The sequence below is a fragment of the Brevundimonas sp. UBA6550 genome (assembly GCF_002434505.1).
In the GTDB taxonomy this organism is placed as follows: Bacteria; Pseudomonadota; Alphaproteobacteria; order Caulobacterales; family Caulobacteraceae; genus Brevundimonas.
In genome coordinates this window covers 221,587-241,204 of the sequence record NZ_DJKE01000008.1, presented here as the reverse complement: position 1 = coordinate 241,204, position 19,618 = coordinate 221,587, and the positions used below count along the sequence as shown (strand labels likewise).

The following is a 19,618-nucleotide window of genomic DNA, read 5'->3' as shown; positions in this document are numbered from 1 at the left end:
CGAACGTGGTTTTCCCGTGAAGGTTCCCAACCGATTGGGTCGAAACGACTTTCCGGCCGCTCTCGCTCAGCGCGCCGGACGCCCTCCGTGCTTGGCGTATTCCAGCCGCGCGATGGTGCGGTTGTGAACCTCGTCCGGGCCGTCGGCGATGCGCAGGGTGCGCACCCCGGCATACAGCTCGGCCAGAGGCGTATCGCCCGACACGCCGGCCCCGCCAAACGCCTGGATGGCGTCGTCGATGACCTGAAGCGCCATCTTCGGCGCGGCCACCTTGATCTGGGCGATCTCCGAGCGGGCGTTCTTGGCCCCCGCCTCGTCCATCATCCACGCGGCCTTCAGCACCAAGAGGCGGCACATCTCGATATTGGTGCGGGCGTCGGCGACGCGCTGCTCCCACACCGAATGTTCGGCCAGCTGTTTTCTAAAGGCGGTGCGGTTCAAGAGCCGCGTCACCATCAGCTCCAGCGCCCGTTCCGCCGCCCCGATCACGCGCATGCAGTGGTGGATGCGGCCCGGCCCCAGCCGCCCTTGCGCGATCTCGAAGCCCCGCCCCTCGCCGGCGATCAGGTTTTCGACTGGCACCCGCACATTCTCCAGCACCACCTCGGCATGGCCGATGGGCTTCTCGTCATAGCCGAACACCGACAGCATCCGCTCGACGCGGAATCCGGGCGCATCCACCGGCACGATGACCTGCGACTGCTGGGCGTGGGTCGCCGCGTCCGGGTCGGTCTTGCCCATGACGATGGTCATGGCGACGTTCGGATGGCCCATGTTGGTCGACCACCATTTGCGGCCGTTGATGACGTAGTGATCGCCGTCGCGCTCGATCCGGGTCTGGATGTTCGTGGCGTCCGAGGAGGCGACCTCCGGCTCGGTCATCAGGAAGGCCGAACGGATTTCGCCGGCCATCAGCGGCTTCAGCCAGCGATCCTGCTGGGCCGCATTCCCGTACATATGCAGCACTTCCATATTGCCGGTATCGGGGGCGTTGCAGTTGAACACCTCGGCCGACCACAGATGCCGGCCCATCATCTCGGCCAGCGGCGCATAGTCCAGATTGGTCAGACCCGCCCCGTGTTCGCCGGGCAGGAACATGTTCCACAGGCCCGCCTCGCGCGCGGCGGCCTTCATCGCCTCCATGACGGGCGGCTGGCGGGTCGAATCCTCGCGCACCTGGGCGAAATAGTCATGCTCGCGCGGGATCACCTGCTCGTCCAGGAAACGGCGGACGCGGGCGTGCCAGTCCAGGGCGCGGTCGGAATGTTTGAAGTCCATGTCGTTTCCTCTTCCCGTTCGCGCTTCTGCCGAGCGCTCGATACGAAAACGGCGCGGCCCCTGGTCGGGAGCCGCGCCGCCCTAAATGGTCGTTCAGACCGGCATCAGCGCTTCAGCAGCGGCGCCAGCTTCTGGGCGATCATCATGTCGCCGGCGATCTTCAGCTTGCCCTGCATGAAGGCCATCATCGGGTCCAGCTTGCCTTCCGACAGCGCCATGAAGTCATCCCACTTGATCGAGACGGTGGCGTCGGCGGGCTTGTCTTCGTTCGTCACCGTGTTCGGCGTGGAGGCGCCGTCGATGAATATCTTGCCCTGGTCGCCCAGGTCGAGCTTGACGGTCTTGCCGAGGCCGGAGTTGTCGCCGACGGCGCCGCGGATGTGTTCGGTGACTTGTGCGAGATCGGGCATTGGGGCGTCTCCCTGTTGGACGTTGTCGTTACGGGTTAGCCCGCATCGGCGGGGGCGCCAAGATCACGTCGGGGAAAGGTTGGATCACTTCTCCTCGGGCTCGCGTGCATAGAGGGCCGTCGCGCCCACGGCGACCATGAAGAAGACGAAGGCCGCGACGATGGCGGCGATGAAGGGAACGGCGGCTTCGGGCATCGGAAATCTCCTTTGCCGAACGTGTGCGCGCGAACGCCCACGGCCGCCTTGATCAGGATCAAACCGTCAGGCGTCGGGGTCGCCGTCGCGAAACCGCCACTTCATGACCAGCACCCCCGACGCCATCACCAGGGCGCAGGCGTTGGCGACCGTGACCGGCCAGGCCTTGGTCATCACCCCATAGACGACCCACAGCACGAAACAGGTCACCGTCAGCGAATAGGTCTTCAGACTGACCGACGACGCATCGCGCTCTTTCCAGATCTTGATCGCCTGGGGCGCGAAACTGGTGATGGAACACACCGCCGCCGCCGAACCGACGACATTGGCGATCAGGTCGCTCATGGGGCGACCTTCCGCGTGCTTTCGCCCTGTCTCGCCATCCTTGAACCCTCACCCGCGGCCTTCGGCCCCACTCTCCGAAAGCGCGGCGGAGCGAAAGGATGCTCGACCGGCGGGTCCGACCGTCAGTCCGCGTTGGGCGCGGCCCGCTTGCCGATGGTGCGGTCCAGGAAGTCCAGATAGGTGCGCCATTGCTGCAGTTGCCTCGGATCGCCGCGGACGCCGTGCCGCTGGCCGGGATACAGCATCATCTCGAACGGCTGGCTCTTGGCCTGCAGGGCGTCGATGACGCGGGTCGCATTGCCGAAGATGACATTGTCGTCGGCCATCCCGTGCAGGATCAACAGCCGCCCGGTCATGTCGTCCAGACGCGGCAGGATGTCGGTGGCGGCGTAGCCTTCCGGGTTGGCCTGGGGCGTGGACATATAGCGTTCGGTGTAGTGGGTGTCGTACAGGCTCCACTCCGTCGGCGCCGCGCCCGCCAGGGCCGCCGCCAGGTTCGCGTCCTTGTCCGTCAGGGTCAGCAGGCTCAGGAAGCCGCCGAAGCTCCAGCCCATCACCGCGATATGGTCGGGATCGACATAGGGCAGCGTCTTCAGCCATTGCGCGGCCTGGGCCTGATCCTCGACCGCCGGAATGCCCAGACGCCGATAGATGCTGGTCTCGAACGCCTGCGAGCGATCCCCCTCGCCGCGATTGTCGACGCGGAAGACGATATAGCCCGCCTCGGTCAGCAATTGGTTGGTCAGGGGCTGCCAGCTCTTCTGCACGCCCGCGCCGGTGCCGGGGCCGCCATAGACCTGCATCACCACCGGATACGTCTTGGACGGATCGAAGTCGGGCGGCGTGGTCATGCGCCAGACCAGGGTCTGGCCATGGCTCTGCATCGTCCCGAACTCGGGCGCGCGCAGGCGCGAGGCGTAGGGGGCGAAGGGATGGCCGGCGTCCAGCCTGTTCTCCTCGATCCAGCGCACCCGCGTCCCGTCGATCCGGTACAGCGCCGACTGCGGCGGCGTCGCCGGATCGGAATAGTTGCCGACATAGGCCGTCGCCGGCCCGTTCACGGACACGGTCCACCAGCCGCCGTCCGGCGTCACCGCGACCGGATCGACCGTGCGGTTCAGATTGGCGCGGAACATCTGCTGCTCGATCTGCAGTTCCTTGCCGTCGCGCATCGAGGCGGTGAAATAGACGTCGCCGGTCTGTTCGTTGACCCCGTCCAGGTGCTTGACCGGATAGTCGCCGCGCGTGATGGCCCGCAGACGTCGGCCGTTGCGATCGTACAGATACAGGTGCCGCCAGCCCGAATCCTCGTTGGACCAGATGAAGCGCCCGTCCGACAGCACGCGGAAATCGTCGTTCAGATCGACCCAGGCCTGGGCCTTCTGGCTCAGGATCACCCGCGAGGCGCCGGTGGTCGGATCGACGCTCAAGAGGTCCAGCGTCTTCTGGTCGCGCGACTGACGCTGGACATACAGGGTTCTGCCGTCGCCGGACCAGTTGACCCGCGCCAGATAGATGTCGGTGTTGGCGCCCAAATCCACCTTGACCCGCGCCCCGCTCTGCAGGTCGCGGACATACAGTTCGACCACCGCATTGGGTCGGCCCGCGCGGGGATAGCGCTGCTCGACCATGGTCGCGCCGCCGCCGGTGATCTCGAAGCGCGGCACGACGTCGACCGGGCTTTCGTCCACGCGGGTCATGGCGATGTAGCGTTCGTCCGGGCTCCACCAATAGCCCGTATCGCGGTCCATCTCCTCCTGAGCGATGAACTCGGCGGTGGCCCAGGTGATCAGGCCGGCGCCGTCGTCGGTGATCGGCGTCTCCCTGCCGCTGGCCAGATCATAGACGATCAGATTCTGATCCCGGACATAGGAGACATAGCTGCCCTTGGGCGAGACCTTGGCGTCGATCTCGTCGGCGGGCGTCTCGGTCAGGCGGCGCACCTTGCCGTCCGCCCGGTTCGCCAGGAAGATGTCGCCTTCCAGCGGCGCCAGGATGTAGCGGCCCTGTTGGTCCCAAGAATATTCCACCACGCCGCGCGCACTGATCCGCATCCGCTCGCGCCGCGCCTTCTCGGCCTCCGACAGTTCGCCGGCGTCGGGGACCAGGGCCCGCGCGTCGATCAGCTTGTAGGGCTCGCCCGCCCCGGTCGGCGCGGCCCACAGGTCCTGAACATCCACATTGTCCGGCCGCGAGCGCAGGAAGGCGACCAACTGCCCATCCGGCGACAGGCTGACGCCCTTGGCCACCGGCCCGTTCAGATTGGGGCTGGCGAACACCCGCTCGGGCGTCAGGATGTTGGAGGGCGTCTCCTGGGCAAGCGCCGATGTGGCGGACAGGAGGATGGTCGAGGCGAGAAGGACGGTGCGCATGGCCGGGGACGCTAACCGCGCTTCTGCAAGCCGTCACGAGGAAATGTCGTCGCCGGGCGAAACGCTTTTTCTTTCCTGCGACCGGCTCTCAGCTTAGAGAGACCGCACGATGACAGACGCCGCCGTATCCCCCGCCCCCGCCAAGGTTCCTGGCAAGGCCAGCCCGTTCAATGAACTGGAGGTTCTGTGGGTCCGCCACTGGACCGACAGCCTGTTCAGCTTCGGCGTCAAACGGCCCGAGGATTTCCGCTTCCGCTCGGGCGAGTTCGTGATGATCGGCCTGCCGGGCGAAGACGGCGCAAAGCCGGTCCTGCGCGCCTATTCCATCGCCAGCCCCTGCTGGGCCGAGGAGCTGGAGTTCTTCTCCATCAAGGTCGCCGACGGCCCCCTGACCTCGCGCCTGCAGAAGATCCAGCCCGGCGACACGGTGCTTATGGGCAAGAAGCCGACCGGCACCCTGGTCCTGGACGCCCTGACCGGCGGCGAGCGCCTGTTCCTGATCGGCACGGGCACGGGCCTGGCGCCCTGGCTCAGCGTCGCGCGCGATCCCGACACCTACGCCCGCTTCGGCCATGTCTATGTGATCCACACGGTCCGCAGCGTCGCCGACCTGGCCTACCGCGACTTCTTCACCCGCGAGATCCACGACGATCCCCTGATCGGCGACGAGGCCAAGGCCCAGCTGACCTATTACCCCACCGTGACCCGCGAGGCCTTCGAAACGCCGGGACGGATCACCGACCGCATCAAGTCCGGCGACTTCTTCCGCGACCTGGGCCTGCCCGAGGGGTTCGATCCCGCCCGCGACCGCGCCATGCTGTGCGGCTCCATGGCCATGATCAAGGAAGCCGGCGAACTGCTGGAGACCTACGGGCTGAAGGAAGGCTCCAACGCCGAACCGGCCGACTACGTCCTGGAACGCGCCTTCGTCGGTTGAACGTCTTGGCTTGAACGGTCTGACCCGCTAACCCACGGCCATGTCCAAGCCTGCCCTTGTCGCCGTCGATCCGCGCGTCGATCCCGCCGAATGCCAGTCGATGGCCGACGTCCGTCAGGGCGTCGACGCCCTGGACCGCGCCCTGGTCGCCCTGCTGGCCGAGCGCCAGCGCTACATGGACGCCGCCGCCCGCATCAAGCCCGACCGCGACGCCGTCTTCGACCAGGCCCGCATCGACGACGTGGTGGCCAAGGTGCTGGTCTCAGCGGAAGCTCACAATCTGTCGCCCGATATCGCCGAACCCGTCTGGCGCCTGCTCATCGACCGCTGCATCGCCCACGAGTTCGCCACCTACGACCGGACTCGCAGCTAGGTCGGCAAAATGGTAGGTTCGGTCATGGCTCGACCGGAACCCTCCATCTTCAACGACCACGACGAAGAAGCGGATGCGCGTTCGCTTGCGGAGGCTGAGGCCGACATCACGGCCGGCAGGGTCGTCCCGCACGAAGACGTGGTCGAATGGCTGAAGACCTGGGGAACGGCTGACGAAGGTCCGCCTCCGACCAAATGGAACATTGATGGCTGAGGTCATCTGGACGGCGAAAGCCATTCGGAACGTCGAAGCCATCCGAACCTACATCGCTCAGTTCAGTCCGCTGGCCAGTCAGCGCATGGCGCTACGTCTCATGTCAGCCGGCGCGAGCCTGGCTGAACATCCTGAACGAGGCGCGCCCATCCCCGGCGGCCGGCGGCAACTGACGCACATCCCGCCCTATCTGCTTCGCTACAAGATCGTCGGACCGCGCGTCTTCATTCTGGACGTTCGCCATGCCGCGGAGAATGCAGCTTAGCGCGATGTCCTCGAAGGCCTCAGCCATCGTATTCTCAGTATCGTCGTCGTGTGATTTCAGCCTCTTAGGCGCCAGCAGCGTCAATCGACCCAACACCCTGTCCAGGCGCCCTATAATGGCCGTCCGGTCTTTGACATCGCTGCGCGCCTCGTTTGCCGAAGTTGGACTCACTTGGACACTTGGACTGTTTTTTCCGAGTCCAACTTCCGCCCGGCAGCCTCAGCCCTTCAGGCCGCGCAGCATCAGTTCGTGGCGATAGGCCGCCACATCGGCCAGCGCCGCCTCCAGCGCATCGCGCACCCGCTCCAGCGCCGGCGCGGCCAGCGTCTGATCCACGCCTTCCGCCTCGGCGCAGGTCGCCGCCAGATCGCGCGCGCCGATTCCCGCCGCCGCGCCCCGGATCGTGTGGACCCCGTCGCGCCAGCCCTCGGCCTTGGGGTCCAGCATCACGGACCACAGGCCGGACTGGTTGACGAACAGGCCCAACACCTCCTCGTTGATGGCGTCGTCGCCGCCCGTCATGCCTTCCAGCACGGCGAAATCGACCGCGCCCGACAGATCGCGCAACGCCATCAGGCCGCCGTCTCCTCGCCCTTGGCCAGGCGCGAGTTCCGCGACGACCACAGCAGATAGATCGCCACCCCGATCACGTTCCAGACCACGAAGCCGATCTGCGTCACCGACTTCAGGCTCAGGAAGAAGACGATGCAGCCGATCACGCTGATGGCCCCCACCAGCGGCCACAGCGGCGCCTTGAACACCCGTTTGCGGCCCGGCTCGCGGATGCGCAGCACGATCAGGCACACCCCGACCGAGCAGAAGGCCGCCAGCGTGCCGGCGTTGGCCAGCGACGCCAGCTCGTCCAGGGGCAACAGGCCCGCCAGGATGGCCACCACGATGGCGGTGAAGACCGTCACCACCGCCGGCACGCCCCGGCTGGACACCTTGGCCAGGCGACGCGGCAGCAGGCCGTCGCGCGCCATGCCCAGGAAGATGCGGCTCTGCCCGAACAGGAAGGCCAGCAGCACGGTCGGCAGGGCCACGACCGCCGCCGCCGCGATCCACTGGGCCGCCGTCCCCTGCCCCATCTGGCGCAGGATCAGCGCCAGCGGCTCGGGACTGCTGGCGAAGGTCGCGACGGGCCGCGCGCCGATGGCGGCGGCCGCCACCACCAGATAAAGCGCCGTGCACACCAGCATGGATCCCACGATGCCGATGGCCAGGTCGCGCTCGGGCCGCTTGGTCTCCTCGGCCGCCGTCGAAATGGCGTCGAACCCATAGAAGGCGAAAAAGATGATCGCCGCCGCCGCCATCACGCCCGTCTGGACGAAGGGCGCGCCGAAGCCGTTGGGCATGAAGGGCGTGAAATGCTCGGGCTTGAACGCCGGCAGGGCGATGGCCACGAACACCACCAGGGCCGCGATCTTGATCAGCACCAGCACCGCGTTCAGCGTCGCGCTCTCCTTGGTGCCCAACAGCAGCAGGCCCGTCACCACCCCGATGATGGCCACGGCCGGCAGGTTGACGATCCCGCCCGCGTGCGGCCCGGCGGTCAGGGCCGTGGGCAGGTCGATCCCCAGCCCGCTCAGGAAGCCGACGGCGTAACCGGACCAACCCACCGCCACGGCCGAGACGACCAGCGAATATTCCAGGATCAGGCTCCACCCCACGACCCAGGCGATCATCTCGCCCAGCACGGCATAGGAATAGGTGTAGGCGCTGCCCGCCGTCGGCATCATGGTCGACAGCTCGGCATAGGCCAGGGCCGCGCAGGCGCAGACCAGACCCGCCAGGCCGAAGCTGATCAGCACCGCCGGCCCCGCCAGCCCCGCCCCCACCCCGATCAGCGTCAGGATGCCGGTGCCGACGATGGCCCCCACGCCCAGGGCCAGCAGGTGCGGCCAGCTCAGCGTCGGCTTCAGTCGCGGCCCGTCGTGAGGCGTCAGCATGGCGTCGATGGATCGACGCCGGTTCCAGAAGGCCATGATGCTCACTCCCCACACAGCCGCCCCGCGACTGATTCCGCAGGGACCATAGCCCGCGAAAGAAAGTTTGCGAAAGCGCTTGCCAACCCCCGAACCGCTGGGTAGTAGGAGCGCCCTTCGGCAAGGGCAATCGCCGCCGAAGACATGACGATCGGTGTGGGTGATTAGCTCAGTCGGTAGAGCAGCTGACTCTTAATCAGCGGGTCCACAGTTCGAACCTGTGATCACCCACCATCGTCTCTTTGATCTTGCCGAGACAATAGAGAGTGTAGCCAGAGGCGCCGTTTTTCCGTTTCAGAACGGCGAGAACAACGGAGGATCGCGCTAGCGGGTTCGGTATCGCTTGGTAAGCCAGCGGCCCGGCGGGCGGGAGGCTACGCGATACGTCAGCATTTTGCGTGGGCGGGCAGCGACGCCCGCATGCCTACGGATGTAACGCAGGTTCCAAAGCGCGACGAAGCAGATGTATGACCTCGGTCGCAGGGCTTCAGTTCGAGTTCAGTTGGAGGACATCTTCAATCCAAAGTTCCCACCCCTCTGGCCTCTCCACCCAGCGCCGACTGCAGATCGACGACCTCCGCCAATCGCGCCAAGCGATTGTCGATCAGCGCCACCTCGGCGGCGCGGCGACGATCCTGACTTTCAAGGACGTCTCTTAGTGCGATCTCTCCGGCGCGATAGCGCGCCTCGTTGATCGCCTCGGCCCGACGCGCGACGTCCAGCGCCTTTTCTCGAAGCGCGCCCTGCACCGCCAGTTCCCGGCTGCTGGAAAGGGTTTCCTCAACTTCCGACAGCGCCGTAACCAGCGTCTGCTGGAATTCGAGGCGCGCGGCTTCGTAACCGGCGCGTGCGGAAGTGTTCGTCAGCCGCTGGCCGGCGGCATCAAGGAACGGCAGGGTCAGGGCGCCGGCGATCGTCCCAGCCGGGTTGGACAGCAGGTCGCTCAGGCTCTCGCTCGATCCTCCTGCCGAGCCCGTCAGGGAGAGGGTCGGATAGAAGCTGGCGCGGGTGGCATCGGCTTCCGCCAGCAGGGATCGAAGCCGGGCCTCGGCGGCCCGCAGATCGGGACGACGGGCGAGCAACTCCGCCGGCAGCCCGGCGTCCGGCACGGGCGCGATGCGATCCGACACGCGAACGGGTTCGTCGTCCAGGGCCGCGCCGTGACCGGAGCCCAGCAACAGGCCCAATGCGTTGCGCGCCTCCACCCGCTGCTGGGTCAACTGCGACATGACGGTCTGCTGGGCGAGCAGACTTTCGCGGGCTTCCTGGACCGCCAGGCCGGATTCCTCGCCCGCCCGATAGCGAACGTCGACCAGCCCCTGGCGGCGTTCGGCGGCGGCGAGATTGGCGCCCGCGAGGGCCAGGCGCTCGTTGAGGTAGGCCAGTTGGAAATAGAGATCGACGGTCGAACCGATCAGGGACAGCCGTGTCGCCGCCAGGTCTTCCTCGGTCGCCGACGCCGCCCAGCCGGCCGCATCGGTCTGGGCCGCGAGCCGTCCCCACAGATCGACCTCATAGGCGACGCCCAGACTCGCATCGTGAGCCCGAATGGTCGGTCCGCTGTCGAAAGGACGACTGGCCGAGGCGTTGGCGCCGCCTGACAGGATCGGCGTCCGACGGCTGGCGGCCAGATCGGCCTGCGCCCTGGCCTGTCGAAGACGCCAGCCCGCCGCAGCCAGGTTCTGATTGCGCTCCAGCACGTCCGCGACCAGGGCGTCCAGCGCCGGATCGTCAAAGCGCGACCACCAAGGGCCGGACAGGTCGGCGGGCGTGACGGGAAGGCTCGGCTGGCTCCAGCTGGATTGGACGGGACCGACGGGCGTCGGGGTTTCATAGACCGAGCGCGAGGCTCCGCAGGCCGACAGGGTCAGGGCGACGGCTGTCAGGGACAAGATCGAGGACTGCGTCATGACCTCAGTCCCTCGCGAGGGCTTCGATGGGATCGAGTTTCGCCGCGTTGCGGGCCGGCATGAACCCGAAGACCACGCCGATCAGGGTCGAGAAGGTGAAGGCCATGATGATGGATCCGGGAGAAAAGATCATTTTGAAGTCCGGGCTGACGAGGCCGAACAGGAAGCCGATGCCGAGCGCCAGCATCACGCCGATGAAGCCGCCGACCAGGCAGACCAGAACCGCCTCGATCAGGAACTGGGAGAGGATGTCGCTGCGTCGTGCGCCGACGGCGACCCGCACGCCGATCTCCTTGGTTCGTTCGGTGACAGAGACGAGCATGATGTTCATCACCCCAATGCCGCCGACGACGAGGGAGATGACGGCCACCGACGAGATCAGCAGGGTCAGCGTCCGCGTCGTCTGTTCGATCGTCTCGCGGATGGTGGCGGAGTTGGTGAGGAAGAAGTCCTTCGCTCCGTGCCGTCGCTCGATCAGGCGTGAGATGGCGCTCTCGACATTCCCGGGATCAACGTCGTCGCTGATCCGCACGGTGATGCCGTCCACATTCGGCCGCCCTAGCATCCGGCCCATGACGGTGGTGTAGGGGGCGTATATGGTCAGGGTGTCGCTGGCCGGCCCCAGCGAGTTCTCCGGCTCGGTCACCCCGACCACGCGGGCCGGCATGGCGCCCAGCAGGATGACCTGTCCCAGGGGATCGACACCATCGGGGAAGAGGTCGCGCGCGGTGTTGGCGTCGATCACGACATTCTGGCTGTAGCTCTGGACGTCCTGGGCGTCGAAGGCCTGGCCCTTGGCCAGTTCCAGACCTCGCGCACGGAAGAAGTCGGCGCCGACGCCGGTCACGGCGGCGTCCACGGCGACGGCCGCGCGCTTGACGGTCACGTTGGTCGAGACCGTCGGGGTCACGCTGTCGACATAGGGCTGATCCGCCAGAGCGTCGGCGTCGGCGGGCACCAGGGTGCGGATCCTGCCGGCCTCCAGATCGCCGTCGGGCGGAATGGGTGCTAATGCGCGCCGCCGTCGAAGACGGCGGTCTACGGCTATGACGATCAAATCGCTTCGAACATCCTGGACGCCCATATCTCCCGGCTCAGACAGAAGCTCGAGGCCGTCGGGCGGGCGTGGGCCATCTTGTGAAGGAAACCCCGCATTGAAATCCTCTTCGCTGGGCTGGCGTCTGATCCGTCGGGTGGTGTTGATCCATGTGGTCCTGGCCGCCCTGATGACGGCCGTCGTGCTGACGGGTCTGGCGATCTCCGGGATCGTCGTGGACGAGGCGTCCGCCGAACAGATCGTCGCCATCGAGAAGGCGATCCACGTCGATGCGAACGGTCGCCTCGCCCTGCGGGAAACACGGGCTGTGGCGGCGATGAAGGCGACCAGGGACTTCTGGTTCGTGCTCCGGGACGCGGACGGTCGGGAGTTGCGGCACGGCGTCCTTCCCGCGGAATATCCCGCGCTTGAGGCTCGGATCGGCGAACTGGAGTTCGCCCACCGCATCTCATACTGGACCGACCCCGATCGCCGGTTTCCCTCGGCGCGGATGCTCAAGACGGAGGTCGATGGCCGCCCGGCCGCCCTGATCATCGGCGTCGGCCAAAAGCTGACCGTCTGGCAGAGCCTCAGGGGTTCCCTCGTGGTCTTTGCGGTCTATGGCCTGCCGCTGACCATCCTCATGGCCCTGGGCGCCGCTCCCCTGATCGTGCTGGCCGTGCGCCGGACCCTGGCGCCGCTCGAGGTCGTCCTCGATGAGGCGAGCCGCATCGACGTGCGATCGCCGGGCGTCCGTCTGTCCGAGGGGCGCCTTCCGCGCGAGATCGCGCCGCTGATCGCGGCTGTGAACAGTGCGCTCGACCGGCTTGAGGAAGGCTATGCGTCGCAGGCGCGGTTCATGACCGACGCCGCGCATGAGTTGCGCACGCCAGTGGCCATCCTACAGACCCGCATCGAGTCCCTCTCCGCCGGTATGGATCGAACCGCCCTGACCCAGGACGTCACGCGGCTGGCGCTACTATGCGAGCAACTCCTGGATCTGCAGCGGATCAACCAAGGCGTCGGCCAGCGGACCGCCGTCGACCTCGGACAGCTCGCGCGCCAATGCGCCGCCGATCTGGCCCCCCTGGCGATTTCGGCCAACCGGGAGATCGGGCTGGAGTTGATCGGATCGAGCGTCGTTGCGGGGGATGGGCCAGCACTCGGCCGCGCCCTGTCCAACCTCATCATGAACGCCCTGCAGCATGGCGACGGTCCGATCACGGTCACGGTGAAGGGCGGAACGATGAGCGTCGCCGATGAGGGCCAAGGCATCCGCCCTGAAGCCCGGCGTAAGGTATTCGAGCCCTTCCATCGTCTCAAGCCGCGCAGCACGGGTTCGGGACTGGGGCTGGCGCTGGTCAAGGAGATCGCCCAGCTGCATGGCGGAACGGTTTCCATCGGCGAGGGACCGCGCGGAGGCGCCGATGTCTCTATCCACCTTCCGCTGGCCGTTCGCCAGACGACCGCCTGATCCATTTTCGGGAGACGTGATGTTCCCCCAATGTGGGCGCGAGAACTCCCTATCTCGGGCGAAAGATGACTCTGCCGGGGTGTGGCTGTAACCCCGACTTGAACAGCGATCGCCCCACGTCTGCCGCTGGAGAGCCCCTGAGCGGTCGGCGGTTTATAGCGGAACGATCATTCAGATCATTCCGGCGTATTCCAGTGCGGGTGGGTCACATAGGCTGTCAGAGCCCGCTCCTCCCCCGTTTGGATGATCACCGTCTGCCCGGTCGGCATGTAGACGATCTCACCCGGAACCACCTCTTCCGTACGGTCGTCGAAGGTGACGGTCAGTCGTCCTTCCTGGACGATCATTACGTCATGGACTTTCAAGGTGATCTCCAGCCGCTGATGGGGCTCGTAGCGGCCGAACCCGATCGTGATGGGCCCGCCATCCTTGTCGTTCACTAGATCGCCGTTGAATATGTCGCCGGACTGGTCGGGCGCCCGTTCCATGACTGCGTCTTCGCGCCTAAGCTTGCTGACCTTCATGAGATGTCCTTCCTTCGATTAAGGGATCGGCTGGTCATGGCTCACCAACGGGCGGTTCGCAGACGGCGCCAATACTTCCGCATCCAATGCTTCAACGTCCTGGGGCTGCAAACAGTCCCAAAAAATGCGGATGTGATCGTCGTGAAACTCGTACGCCGCCATGTTGCCGAAGAGCAGCAGCCCGGCGCGTCGTAGCGTAGAGCTGGCGCTGAGCGGTCAGAACAAGGTCGCCGTCGGGGATTTGACGTGCGAGGCTCATCCCGACGACATCGTGATAATCGAACATCCGTCTCCAGCAGACGGAGCGGGACATCGGCGAAAGACATCATACTCATCCTTGCGACGGCCATTTGGACGGGTTGAGCAGCCAGCCGGGGTACTCGCTCGGCAATCGACTGACCTTGTCCAGCGCGGCCAAATCCTCGGCGTCCAGCTTGACCTCGGTGGACCGGACATTGTCCTGCAACTGCTCGACCCGTTTGGCGCCGACGATCACGGTGGAGACCACGGGCTGATGCAGCAGCCAGGCGATGGCGATCTGGGCCTGTGGCCGTTCGTGTTTGGCGGCGACGCCCGTGAGCGTCTCGATAAGGGGTTCTCCGCGACTCCTGTCTATCGGCGGGAAGTCGAGCTCGGTCTGCCGCCCACCGGTCGCGTCGCCGCCATTGGCGTATTTCCCGGTCAGATAGCCGCCCGCCAGAGGGCTCCAGACCATAAGACCGACCCGCTCGGCGGTCAGCATCGGCACGATCTCCCGCTCCAGATCACGCCCGACCAGGGTGTAGTAAGCCTGCAGGGAAGTCACCGGAGCGAGACCGCGCGCCTGCGAGATGCCGATCGCCTTCATGATCTGCCAGGCAGCCCAGTTGGACAGGCCGACGTAGCGAACATCGCCGGCGCGTACGAGCGTGTCGAGCGCCTCTACTGTTTCCTCGATCGGCGTAAACGCATCGAAGCCGTGCACCTGATAAAGGTCGATATGATCCAGACCGAGGCGCTGCAGGCTCGCCCGGCATGCGCTGATCAGGTGTCGACGGGACGCCCCGCGACGATTGGGGCCCTCCCCCATGGCGCTGAAGCCCTTGGTGGCGATCACGACATCGTCCCGCGACACGCCGATAGTCGTGAGCGCGCGCCCGAGAATCTCCTCTCTGCGTCCGTTGGCGTAAACGTCGGCGGTGTCGAAGGTATTGATCCCCGCCTCGAGCGCCGCCTGCACGAGGGTGTTGGCGTCGTCCTGCCCCAATCGGCCGACCTGGCCCCACAGGCCGTCGGTTCCGCCGAAGGTCATGGCGCCGAAGCTCAGCTCCGACACGAACAGTCCGCTTCCGCCCAGTTTGCGCATCTTCATCGCGCGTCTCCCTGAAGCTTCGAAAATACTGCGGTCCCGGTCGCCACGGCGCGCGCCGCGACGACCGCAGGTGGGCGATCAGCTGTCGATGCGCTGCCTCTCTCCGGTCTGAGCCGCCCGTTCGATCGCGGCGACAAGGCGGCTGTTGTGCAGGGCGTGGGCGAAACCCGGGGTCGTATAGGTCCCCGCCTGAAGGTCTCTGGCGAGCGAGGCGTAGACCTCGCCCACATTGATCGACGCCCCGGCCCAGAACTCGGCGGCCGTCGGCCCCTCGCCATTGGCGACCTGCGCGTCCGGCGCGTCGAATGGAACACTGGCTGCCAGGGTGAGGTCGCCGACCTGGACGCCCGCGAAATGAGAGCCCGTCAGCTTAATCCACCCCTCCGAGCCGCGGATCTCGAAGGTGAAATTGGCCTGATCGGCAGGGACGCCGGCGAGGACCTGCACCGACACAGGCGCTCCGCTCGTGGTCTTGGCGATCATGTCGAGATGATCCGGGATTTCGCGGCGCGACGTCTCGCCGGTGTCGACGATCTCGATATCGGGCCACAGAAGCTCGGTGCGAGCGTCGACCTCGGTCACCCTGCCCAGCACCGCCTCGATTACATCCACCACATGACCCGTGGTGATTGTCAGGAAGCTCGCCCCCGAAACCGCCTTGTTGAAATAGTCGTAGACGCTCGGCGACTGCGGTCCATAGCCGAAGGTGGTGGCGAGAACCCGGGCCGACATCAGTCTTCCGATCGCGCCCGTCTCGACCAGTTCTGCCGCGCGCCTGACCGCCGGATTGTGCCGCCCTTGCAGACCGATGGCGGTGTGCAGGTCGCCGACGGCGGCGGCCATCTCTTCCGTCTCAGCGACCGAGACGCCCAGGGGAGATTCGCTGTAGACGGCCTTGCCGGCCTTGAGGGCGGCCAGCACGAGATCGCGGTGGGCAGGGACCTTCACGGATACCGTGACGATGTCGATGGTCTCGTCGGCGATCAGGGCATAGGGGTCGGCGTACCAGCGCTCGGCGCCGAAGGCTTCGGCCGCAGCCCGGGCGCTCTCCTCCCGACGGGTGGCGACGGCGGTTAGCTCGAGGTTCGGCTGGGCGGCCAGCGCGGGCACGTGAGAGGCCCCCGCCCAGCTCGCGGCGGTGTCCGCCCCGATGATGCCGACACGAAAGTTCGGTTTGGTCATTGATCAGCTCCGGAAAGAACGGTGAGCGCGATGCCGCGTCTCGCAGATCGATCTAGGGAGCCGCTCGAGGTCGGGGAAATCGATATCTGGGATGTCAATACATCCACGCGATGGATGATCAGCCCGTCACTGGCCCCGTGGGCGGAAACGGCCGTCAGTAGTATTGCTGGCGCAGATCCGCGCAGACCGGATGCGATGGTTGCCAGACGTGGGGGAAGGCGCCCAGGAAGCAGCTTCGCAACCAGGTCTGGGCGGGATGGACGTCGTTGCGCCGGTGCCAAGCCAGCACGAAAGGCACGGCGTTCAGGGCGAGCGGAAACTCCAGCATGGCGAGACGATCGGCCTGCGCCGACTGGGTGACGGCGCTTTCCATCACCGTGGCGATCATGTCGGACCCGGCCACGAGTTGCAGGGCGGTCGACATCTGCCCGACCGTCGCGGCGGCCCGTCGCGACCAACCCTTGCTGGCCAGCGCCGCATCGGCGACATCGATTCCCTCGTTCTCGGGCGAGACCACGACGTGGGCCAGGGCCTGAAAAGTCTTCGGATCCAGAGGACGAAGCGCGAAGGGATGATCCTTGCGCACCACACAGACGAACCGTTCCTGAAACAGTCGGGCGGTCAGGATGCGCGCCGTGGCCGAGGGTGGAATTCCGACCGAGACGTCCACCTCCCCCGCGTCGAGCATGCGGATGGCGTCGTCGCGGCCGGTGAAGGATCGGACGCGCAGATCGACCCCCGGCGCGCGATCGCTGAGGATCGCCATGAGCCGCGGGAGGATCACCGTCTCGGCATGGCTGGATAAACCCAGTGTGAAGCTCATGCCCGAGCGGGCCGGATCGAACCCCTGGGTGAACTCCAGGGTCCGCTGGATATCGCCGAGCGCCACCGAGATGGGCTCGGCAAGCTCGAGCGCCCTTTGGGTCGGCTGAAGCCCTTGCGGCCCGCGCACGAACAGCTCGTCGTCCATCAGACGTCGTAGACGCATCAGGGCGGCGCTCATCGCCGGCTGAGTGCGTCCGATCCGCATGCCGGCCCGCGTCACGCTCCGTTCCGAAATCAGGGCGTCGAACGCCACGAGAAGGTTGAGGTCGATGCCGTGCAAATCCATAGTCTGGATTTTTAAAGACCCCTGCCATCGATCGCAACGATATACCCATTCGGAGGATCAATCCGGAAGCCGTGGGTAATCGACGTAGCCCGCCGCCCCGCCCCCGTAGAAGGTGGCGCGGTCGGCGTCATTGAACGGGGCGCCTTCGCGCAGCCGGCGCTCGAAGTCGGGATTTGCGAGGACAAGCTGCCCATAGGCCTCGAAGTCCGCCAGCCCGCTCTCGACGTCGGAGCCGATCGCCTCTCGCGGCCTGCCGGGCCGGTTGAGTATTAAGGCGCCGCCCCAGAGCCTTCGCAGGGCGCGCACCACGGCGTCCTCGCCGAACTGGGTGATGTGCAGGTAGCCCAGATTCAGATGATCGAGCTCCACGACGAGATGTTGATAGAGAGCCTCGGCCTCCACGCCCTCGTCGATCCCGAAGATGTTGGCGCCGGGCGACAGGCGGATGCCGGTGCGCTCCGCGCCGATCTCGGCGCTTACCGAGCGAGCGACCTCGACAGCAAACCGAGCGCGCCGTTCGATCGCGCCGCCCCAGTCGTCCGTCCTGTAGTTGGAGCTCACGCCGAGAAACTGATGGATCAGATATCCTGTGCCGCCATGGATCTCGACGCCGTCGGCTCCCGCCTTGATCGCCCGTCTGGCGGCGTGTCGGAACTCCTCGACCGCCGCCCGGACCTGATCGTCGGACATCTCCAGAGGGGTCGGGATCGGCTGCATGCCCGACGGGGTGAAGATGCCCGTGCCCGGTCCGACGGGGCTGGGCGCCAGACCCGGCCGGCCGTGGGGCGTGTTGTCCGGGTGCGACATCCGGCCGGCATGGGCCAGCTGGATCACGATTCGGCCGCCGCGATCGTGCACGGCGTCGGTCACGCGGCGCCAGCCGGCCACATGGGCGTCGGTGTAGATGCCGGGCGTGGTCATATAGCCCTGACCGTTTTCGGACGGTTGGGTGCTCTCGGTTATGATCAGGCCCAGGCCCGCACGCTGGCTGTAATATTCGGCGGCCAGCGCGCCCGGCGTCCCGTCCGGTTCGGCCCGATTGCGGGTCATGGGCGCCATGACGAGCCGGTTGGACAGACGGTTCGGTCCAAGCTTCACCTTGTCGAAGAGGCAGTCCACGCCAGGGACCTGCGCGCCGGCGGCGTCTCCCGGTTCAAAATCGACGGCGGTCATGACGCGACTCCAGGCTTCAGAGCGATGTGTTTGTATTCAATGAAATCTTCGATGGCGGCGTGACCATTGAGGCGGCCGAGCCCGGACTGTTTGAAGCCACCCTCCTCGGCGCCGTCGAAAATCTTGGCCCAGTCGTTGACGAAAACGCTGCCCGCCTCGAGCGCCTGGGCGACGCGCAGGGCGCGGTCCAGGTCCCGGGTCCAGACGCTGGCGGACAGGCCGAAGACGCTGTCATTGGCCAGGGCGATGGCCTCGGCCTCGTCGGCGAACCTCTGGACGGTGATCACCGGTCCGAAGGTCTCCTGCTGCACGATGGCCAGACTGTTGTCCGCGACCTCGAGCATGGCGGGTCGGAAGAAGGCGCCGGAGGCGAGCGGCCCCTCGATGATGGGCCCGCCACGAACGACGGCCCCGGCCCCGGCCGCGAGCGCGGCGCGCACCACGCCGTCGACGCGCTCGACGTTCTGGTGGTCGATCAGGGGACCCATGTCGCTGTCGGGATCCGAGGCCGGACCGACGCGGACCTTGCGCAACCGTTCGGCCAGTCGGTCGCGAACGACCTCGTAGAGACTGTCCTGGACGAGCAGGCGCGAGCCCGTCATGCAGAATTGGCCGGCGAAGATGGTCAGGGCCTTCTCCAACACCGGCAGCATGGGCTCGAGGTCCGCGTCGTCGAAGACGATCATCGGCGCCTTGCCGCCGAGTTCCAGTCCCATCCGTTTCATGCGCTGGGCCCCAACGGCGCCGATGGCGGCGCCGGTGCGGGTGCTGCCCGTGAAGCTGATGGTGGGAACGTCGGGGCTCTCGACGAGCAGGGCGGAGCCCTCGGCGCCGCTCTCGACAAACATGTTCATCACCCCGGCGGGAAGGTCGCCAGCCTCGGCGAGGACCTCGGCCAGGACGCTGGCGGTCTGCGCCGTCTGCCCCGGCATCTTCATGACGACGGTGCAGCCGGCGGCGAGCGCCGGAGCGAAGGAGCGCGCCGCCAGGATGACGGGTGAGTTCCAGGGGACGATGACCCCCGCGACACCCATTGGCTGGCGCAGGATCACCGACAGGCTGCCGGGACGGGGTGTGATCGCCCGGCCGCTCTCCGTCAGGGCCATCGACGCCCAGTAGCGCAGCTTGCCAGGAACGGCGGCGACCTCAAAGCTGGCTTCGCCGCGGATCTTGCCGTTCTCCAGGGAGAGGACCGAGATCAACCGATCGAGATTGCGCTCTACGGCGTCGGCCATCTGGAACAGAACCCGGGCGCGCAGTTCGGCGTCATGCCGCCACGCCGAGCGCGCGAAGGCCGTCCTCGCCGCGAAGATGGAGGCGGCGGCCGCCTTGGCTCCGTCGTCCGGGTAATCTCCGATCGGCTGATAAGTCGCCGGGTCGATCGAGGTCGTCAGGCGCGACGCCGAGACGTGCCGACCGCCGATCCAGTTGCGTCCATTGTACGATGACATGAGAGGTCTCCCTTGTGGGCTTGGGGCCGGTGT

The 19,618-nt window shown here is 66.6% G+C and carries 19 protein-coding genes, 1 tRNA gene and 1 pseudogene; 7 read left to right on the top strand and 14 right to left on the bottom strand.

The window, feature by feature from the left end:
* Positions 1-66: 66 nt before the first annotated feature.
* The 4 genes from B3Z70_RS09090 to B3Z70_RS09075 form a co-directional block, all read right to left on the bottom strand.
* Positions 67-1,278: an acyl-CoA dehydrogenase family protein gene (locus B3Z70_RS09090; protein WP_292045399.1), complete on the bottom strand. Its 1,212-nt coding sequence runs from the start codon at positions 1,276-1,278 to the stop codon at positions 67-69.
* A gap of 104 nt (positions 1,279-1,382) precedes the next feature.
* Positions 1,383-1,688 (bottom strand): SCP2 sterol-binding domain-containing protein, encoded by a 306-nt coding sequence (locus tag B3Z70_RS09085; RefSeq protein ID WP_248116252.1) that lies wholly within the window; start codon positions 1,686-1,688, stop codon positions 1,383-1,385.
* Positions 1,689-1,949: 261 nt separating this feature from the next.
* Entirely contained in the window at positions 1,950-2,228 is a 279-nt protein-coding gene (locus tag B3Z70_RS09080; RefSeq protein WP_292023230.1) for a SemiSWEET family sugar transporter, read from the bottom strand.
* A 122-nt stretch (positions 2,229-2,350) separates the two neighbouring features.
* Positions 2,351-4,600, bottom strand: a complete 2,250-nt coding sequence (locus B3Z70_RS09075; protein WP_292023228.1) for a S9 family peptidase — start codon at positions 4,598-4,600, stop codon at positions 2,351-2,353.
* 109 nt (positions 4,601-4,709) lie between these two features.
* Here B3Z70_RS09075 and B3Z70_RS09070 point away from each other — a divergent pair, with 109 nt between their 5' ends.
* Genes B3Z70_RS09070 through B3Z70_RS09055 form a run of 4 tightly spaced genes read left to right on the top strand, consistent with a single transcriptional unit; the run spans position 4,710 to position 6,388 of the window.
* Positions 4,710-5,537 carry a ferredoxin--NADP reductase gene (locus tag B3Z70_RS09070; protein WP_292023225.1) on the top strand — a complete coding sequence of 276 codons (828 nt, stop codon included), beginning with the start codon at positions 4,710-4,712 and terminating at the stop codon, positions 5,535-5,537.
* A 40-nt stretch (positions 5,538-5,577) separates the two neighbouring features.
* Entirely contained in the window at positions 5,578-5,910 is a 333-nt protein-coding gene (locus B3Z70_RS09065; RefSeq protein ID WP_292023223.1) for a chorismate mutase, read from the top strand.
* Positions 5,911-5,934: 24 nt separating this feature from the next.
* A complete protein-coding gene (locus B3Z70_RS09060) occupies positions 5,935-6,123 on the top strand; it encodes an antitoxin (protein WP_292023221.1) in 189 nt (62 codons plus the stop codon).
* Positions 6,116-6,388, top strand: coding sequence for a type II toxin-antitoxin system RelE/ParE family toxin (locus tag B3Z70_RS09055; protein WP_292023220.1), 273 nt, complete (start codon positions 6,116-6,118; stop codon positions 6,386-6,388). The genes B3Z70_RS09060 and B3Z70_RS09055 overlap by 8 nt, the downstream gene beginning before the upstream one ends.
* A 219-nt stretch (positions 6,389-6,607) precedes the next feature.
* Here B3Z70_RS09055 and B3Z70_RS09050 read toward each other — a convergent pair whose 3' ends face one another.
* Together B3Z70_RS09050 and B3Z70_RS09045 are read right to left on the bottom strand one after the other, a co-directional pair.
* Complete coding sequence (locus tag B3Z70_RS09050; RefSeq protein ID WP_292023218.1) at positions 6,608-6,961, bottom strand: Hpt domain-containing protein; 354 nt, start codon at positions 6,959-6,961, stop codon at positions 6,608-6,610.
* Positions 6,961-8,373 (bottom strand): amino acid permease, encoded by a 1,413-nt coding sequence (locus B3Z70_RS09045; RefSeq protein ID WP_292023216.1) that lies wholly within the window; start codon positions 8,371-8,373, stop codon positions 6,961-6,963. The genes B3Z70_RS09050 and B3Z70_RS09045 overlap by 1 nt, the downstream gene beginning before the upstream one ends.
* Before the next feature lie 158 nt (positions 8,374-8,531).
* Between B3Z70_RS09045 and B3Z70_RS09040 the strand changes: the two genes are divergently transcribed.
* Positions 8,532-8,607 (top strand) — tRNA-Lys (locus B3Z70_RS09040).
* A gap of 281 nt (positions 8,608-8,888) precedes the next feature.
* Here B3Z70_RS09040 and B3Z70_RS09035 read toward each other — a convergent pair.
* Entirely contained in the window at positions 8,889-10,283 is a 1,395-nt protein-coding gene (locus B3Z70_RS09035; RefSeq protein ID WP_292023214.1) for an efflux transporter outer membrane subunit, read from the bottom strand.
* A 4-nt stretch (positions 10,284-10,287) separates the two neighbouring features.
* Entirely contained in the window at positions 10,288-11,367 is a 1,080-nt protein-coding gene (locus tag B3Z70_RS09030) for an ABC transporter permease (protein ID WP_292023211.1), read from the bottom strand.
* Here B3Z70_RS09030 and B3Z70_RS17245 point away from each other — a divergent pair.
* Both B3Z70_RS17245 and B3Z70_RS09025 read left to right on the top strand, forming a co-directional pair.
* Positions 11,329-11,424 (top strand): annotated as a pseudogene (locus tag B3Z70_RS17245) (hypothetical protein); the annotation flags it as partial. The gene B3Z70_RS09030 and the pseudogene B3Z70_RS17245 overlap by 39 nt on opposite strands.
* 13 nt (positions 11,425-11,437) lie before the next feature.
* Positions 11,438-12,793: a sensor histidine kinase gene (locus B3Z70_RS09025; RefSeq protein WP_292023208.1), complete on the top strand. Its 1,356-nt coding sequence runs from the start codon at positions 11,438-11,440 to the stop codon at positions 12,791-12,793.
* Between the two features lie 176 nt (positions 12,794-12,969).
* Here B3Z70_RS09025 and B3Z70_RS09020 read toward each other — a convergent pair whose 3' ends face one another.
* The 6 genes from B3Z70_RS09020 to B3Z70_RS08995 all read right to left on the bottom strand — a co-directional run bounded on the left by B3Z70_RS09020 (position 12,970) and on the right by B3Z70_RS08995 (position 19,585).
* Entirely contained in the window at positions 12,970-13,317 is a 348-nt protein-coding gene (locus B3Z70_RS09020) for an ethanolamine utilization protein (RefSeq protein WP_292023206.1), read from the bottom strand.
* A gap of 331 nt (positions 13,318-13,648) precedes the next feature.
* Entirely contained in the window at positions 13,649-14,668 is a 1,020-nt protein-coding gene (locus B3Z70_RS09015; RefSeq protein ID WP_292023204.1) for an aldo/keto reductase, read from the bottom strand.
* A gap of 78 nt (positions 14,669-14,746) precedes the next feature.
* Entirely contained in the window at positions 14,747-15,850 is a 1,104-nt protein-coding gene (locus B3Z70_RS09010) for a Gfo/Idh/MocA family protein (RefSeq protein ID WP_292023202.1), read from the bottom strand.
* Positions 15,851-16,004: 154 nt separating this feature from the next.
* Positions 16,005-16,961 carry a LysR family transcriptional regulator gene (locus tag B3Z70_RS09005; protein WP_292023200.1) on the bottom strand — a complete coding sequence of 319 codons (957 nt, stop codon included), beginning with the start codon at positions 16,959-16,961 and terminating at the stop codon, positions 16,005-16,007.
* 57 nt (positions 16,962-17,018) lie between these two features.
* A complete protein-coding gene (locus B3Z70_RS09000) occupies positions 17,019-18,134 on the bottom strand; it encodes an alkene reductase (protein WP_292023197.1) in 1,116 nt (371 codons plus the stop codon).
* Positions 18,131-19,585, bottom strand: a complete 1,455-nt coding sequence (locus B3Z70_RS08995) for an aldehyde dehydrogenase family protein (RefSeq protein ID WP_292045398.1) — start codon at positions 19,583-19,585, stop codon at positions 18,131-18,133. Before B3Z70_RS08995 ends, B3Z70_RS09000 begins: the two co-directional genes overlap by 4 nt.
* Positions 19,586-19,618 lie beyond the last annotated feature (33 nt).

What these genes read in the sequence shown, in the direction of transcription:
- B3Z70_RS09015 (WP_292023204.1), bottom strand. Translation starts at nt 14,668, where the DNA reads ATGAAGATGCGCAAACTGGGCGGAAGCGGACTGTTCGTGTCGGAGCTG.
- B3Z70_RS08995 (WP_292045398.1), bottom strand. Translation starts at nt 19,585, where the DNA reads ATGTCATCGTACAATGGACGCAACTGGATCGGCGGTCGGCACGTCTCG.
- B3Z70_RS09055 (WP_292023220.1), top strand. Translation starts at nt 6,116, where the DNA reads ATGGCTGAGGTCATCTGGACGGCGAAAGCCATTCGGAACGTCGAAGCC.
- B3Z70_RS09005 (WP_292023200.1), bottom strand. Translation starts at nt 16,961, where the DNA reads ATGGATTTGCACGGCATCGACCTCAACCTTCTCGTGGCGTTCGACGCC.
- B3Z70_RS09085 (WP_248116252.1), bottom strand. Translation starts at nt 1,688, where the DNA reads ATGCCCGATCTCGCACAAGTCACCGAACACATCCGCGGCGCCGTCGGC.
- B3Z70_RS09070 (WP_292023225.1), top strand. Translation starts at nt 4,710, where the DNA reads ATGACAGACGCCGCCGTATCCCCCGCCCCCGCCAAGGTTCCTGGCAAG.
- B3Z70_RS09060 (WP_292023221.1), top strand. Translation starts at nt 5,935, where the DNA reads ATGGCTCGACCGGAACCCTCCATCTTCAACGACCACGACGAAGAAGCG.
- B3Z70_RS09010 (WP_292023202.1), bottom strand. Translation starts at nt 15,850, where the DNA reads ATGACCAAACCGAACTTTCGTGTCGGCATCATCGGGGCGGACACCGCC.
- B3Z70_RS09035 (WP_292023214.1), bottom strand. Translation starts at nt 10,283, where the DNA reads ATGACGCAGTCCTCGATCTTGTCCCTGACAGCCGTCGCCCTGACCCTG.
- B3Z70_RS09050 (WP_292023218.1), bottom strand. Translation starts at nt 6,961, where the DNA reads ATGGCGTTGCGCGATCTGTCGGGCGCGGTCGATTTCGCCGTGCTGGAA.
- B3Z70_RS09090 (WP_292045399.1), bottom strand. Translation starts at nt 1,278, where the DNA reads ATGGACTTCAAACATTCCGACCGCGCCCTGGACTGGCACGCCCGCGTC.
- B3Z70_RS09045 (WP_292023216.1), bottom strand. Translation starts at nt 8,373, where the DNA reads ATGGCCTTCTGGAACCGGCGTCGATCCATCGACGCCATGCTGACGCCT.
- B3Z70_RS09065 (WP_292023223.1), top strand. Translation starts at nt 5,578, where the DNA reads ATGTCCAAGCCTGCCCTTGTCGCCGTCGATCCGCGCGTCGATCCCGCC.
- B3Z70_RS09030 (WP_292023211.1), bottom strand. Translation starts at nt 11,367, where the DNA reads ATGGGCGTCCAGGATGTTCGAAGCGATTTGATCGTCATAGCCGTAGAC.
- B3Z70_RS09080 (WP_292023230.1), bottom strand. Translation starts at nt 2,228, where the DNA reads ATGAGCGACCTGATCGCCAATGTCGTCGGTTCGGCGGCGGCGGTGTGT.
- B3Z70_RS09000 (WP_292023197.1), bottom strand. Translation starts at nt 18,134, where the DNA reads ATGACCGCCGTCGATTTTGAACCGGGAGACGCCGCCGGCGCGCAGGTC.
- B3Z70_RS09075 (WP_292023228.1), bottom strand. Translation starts at nt 4,600, where the DNA reads ATGCGCACCGTCCTTCTCGCCTCGACCATCCTCCTGTCCGCCACATCG.
- B3Z70_RS09020 (WP_292023206.1), bottom strand. Translation starts at nt 13,317, where the DNA reads ATGAAGGTCAGCAAGCTTAGGCGCGAAGACGCAGTCATGGAACGGGCG.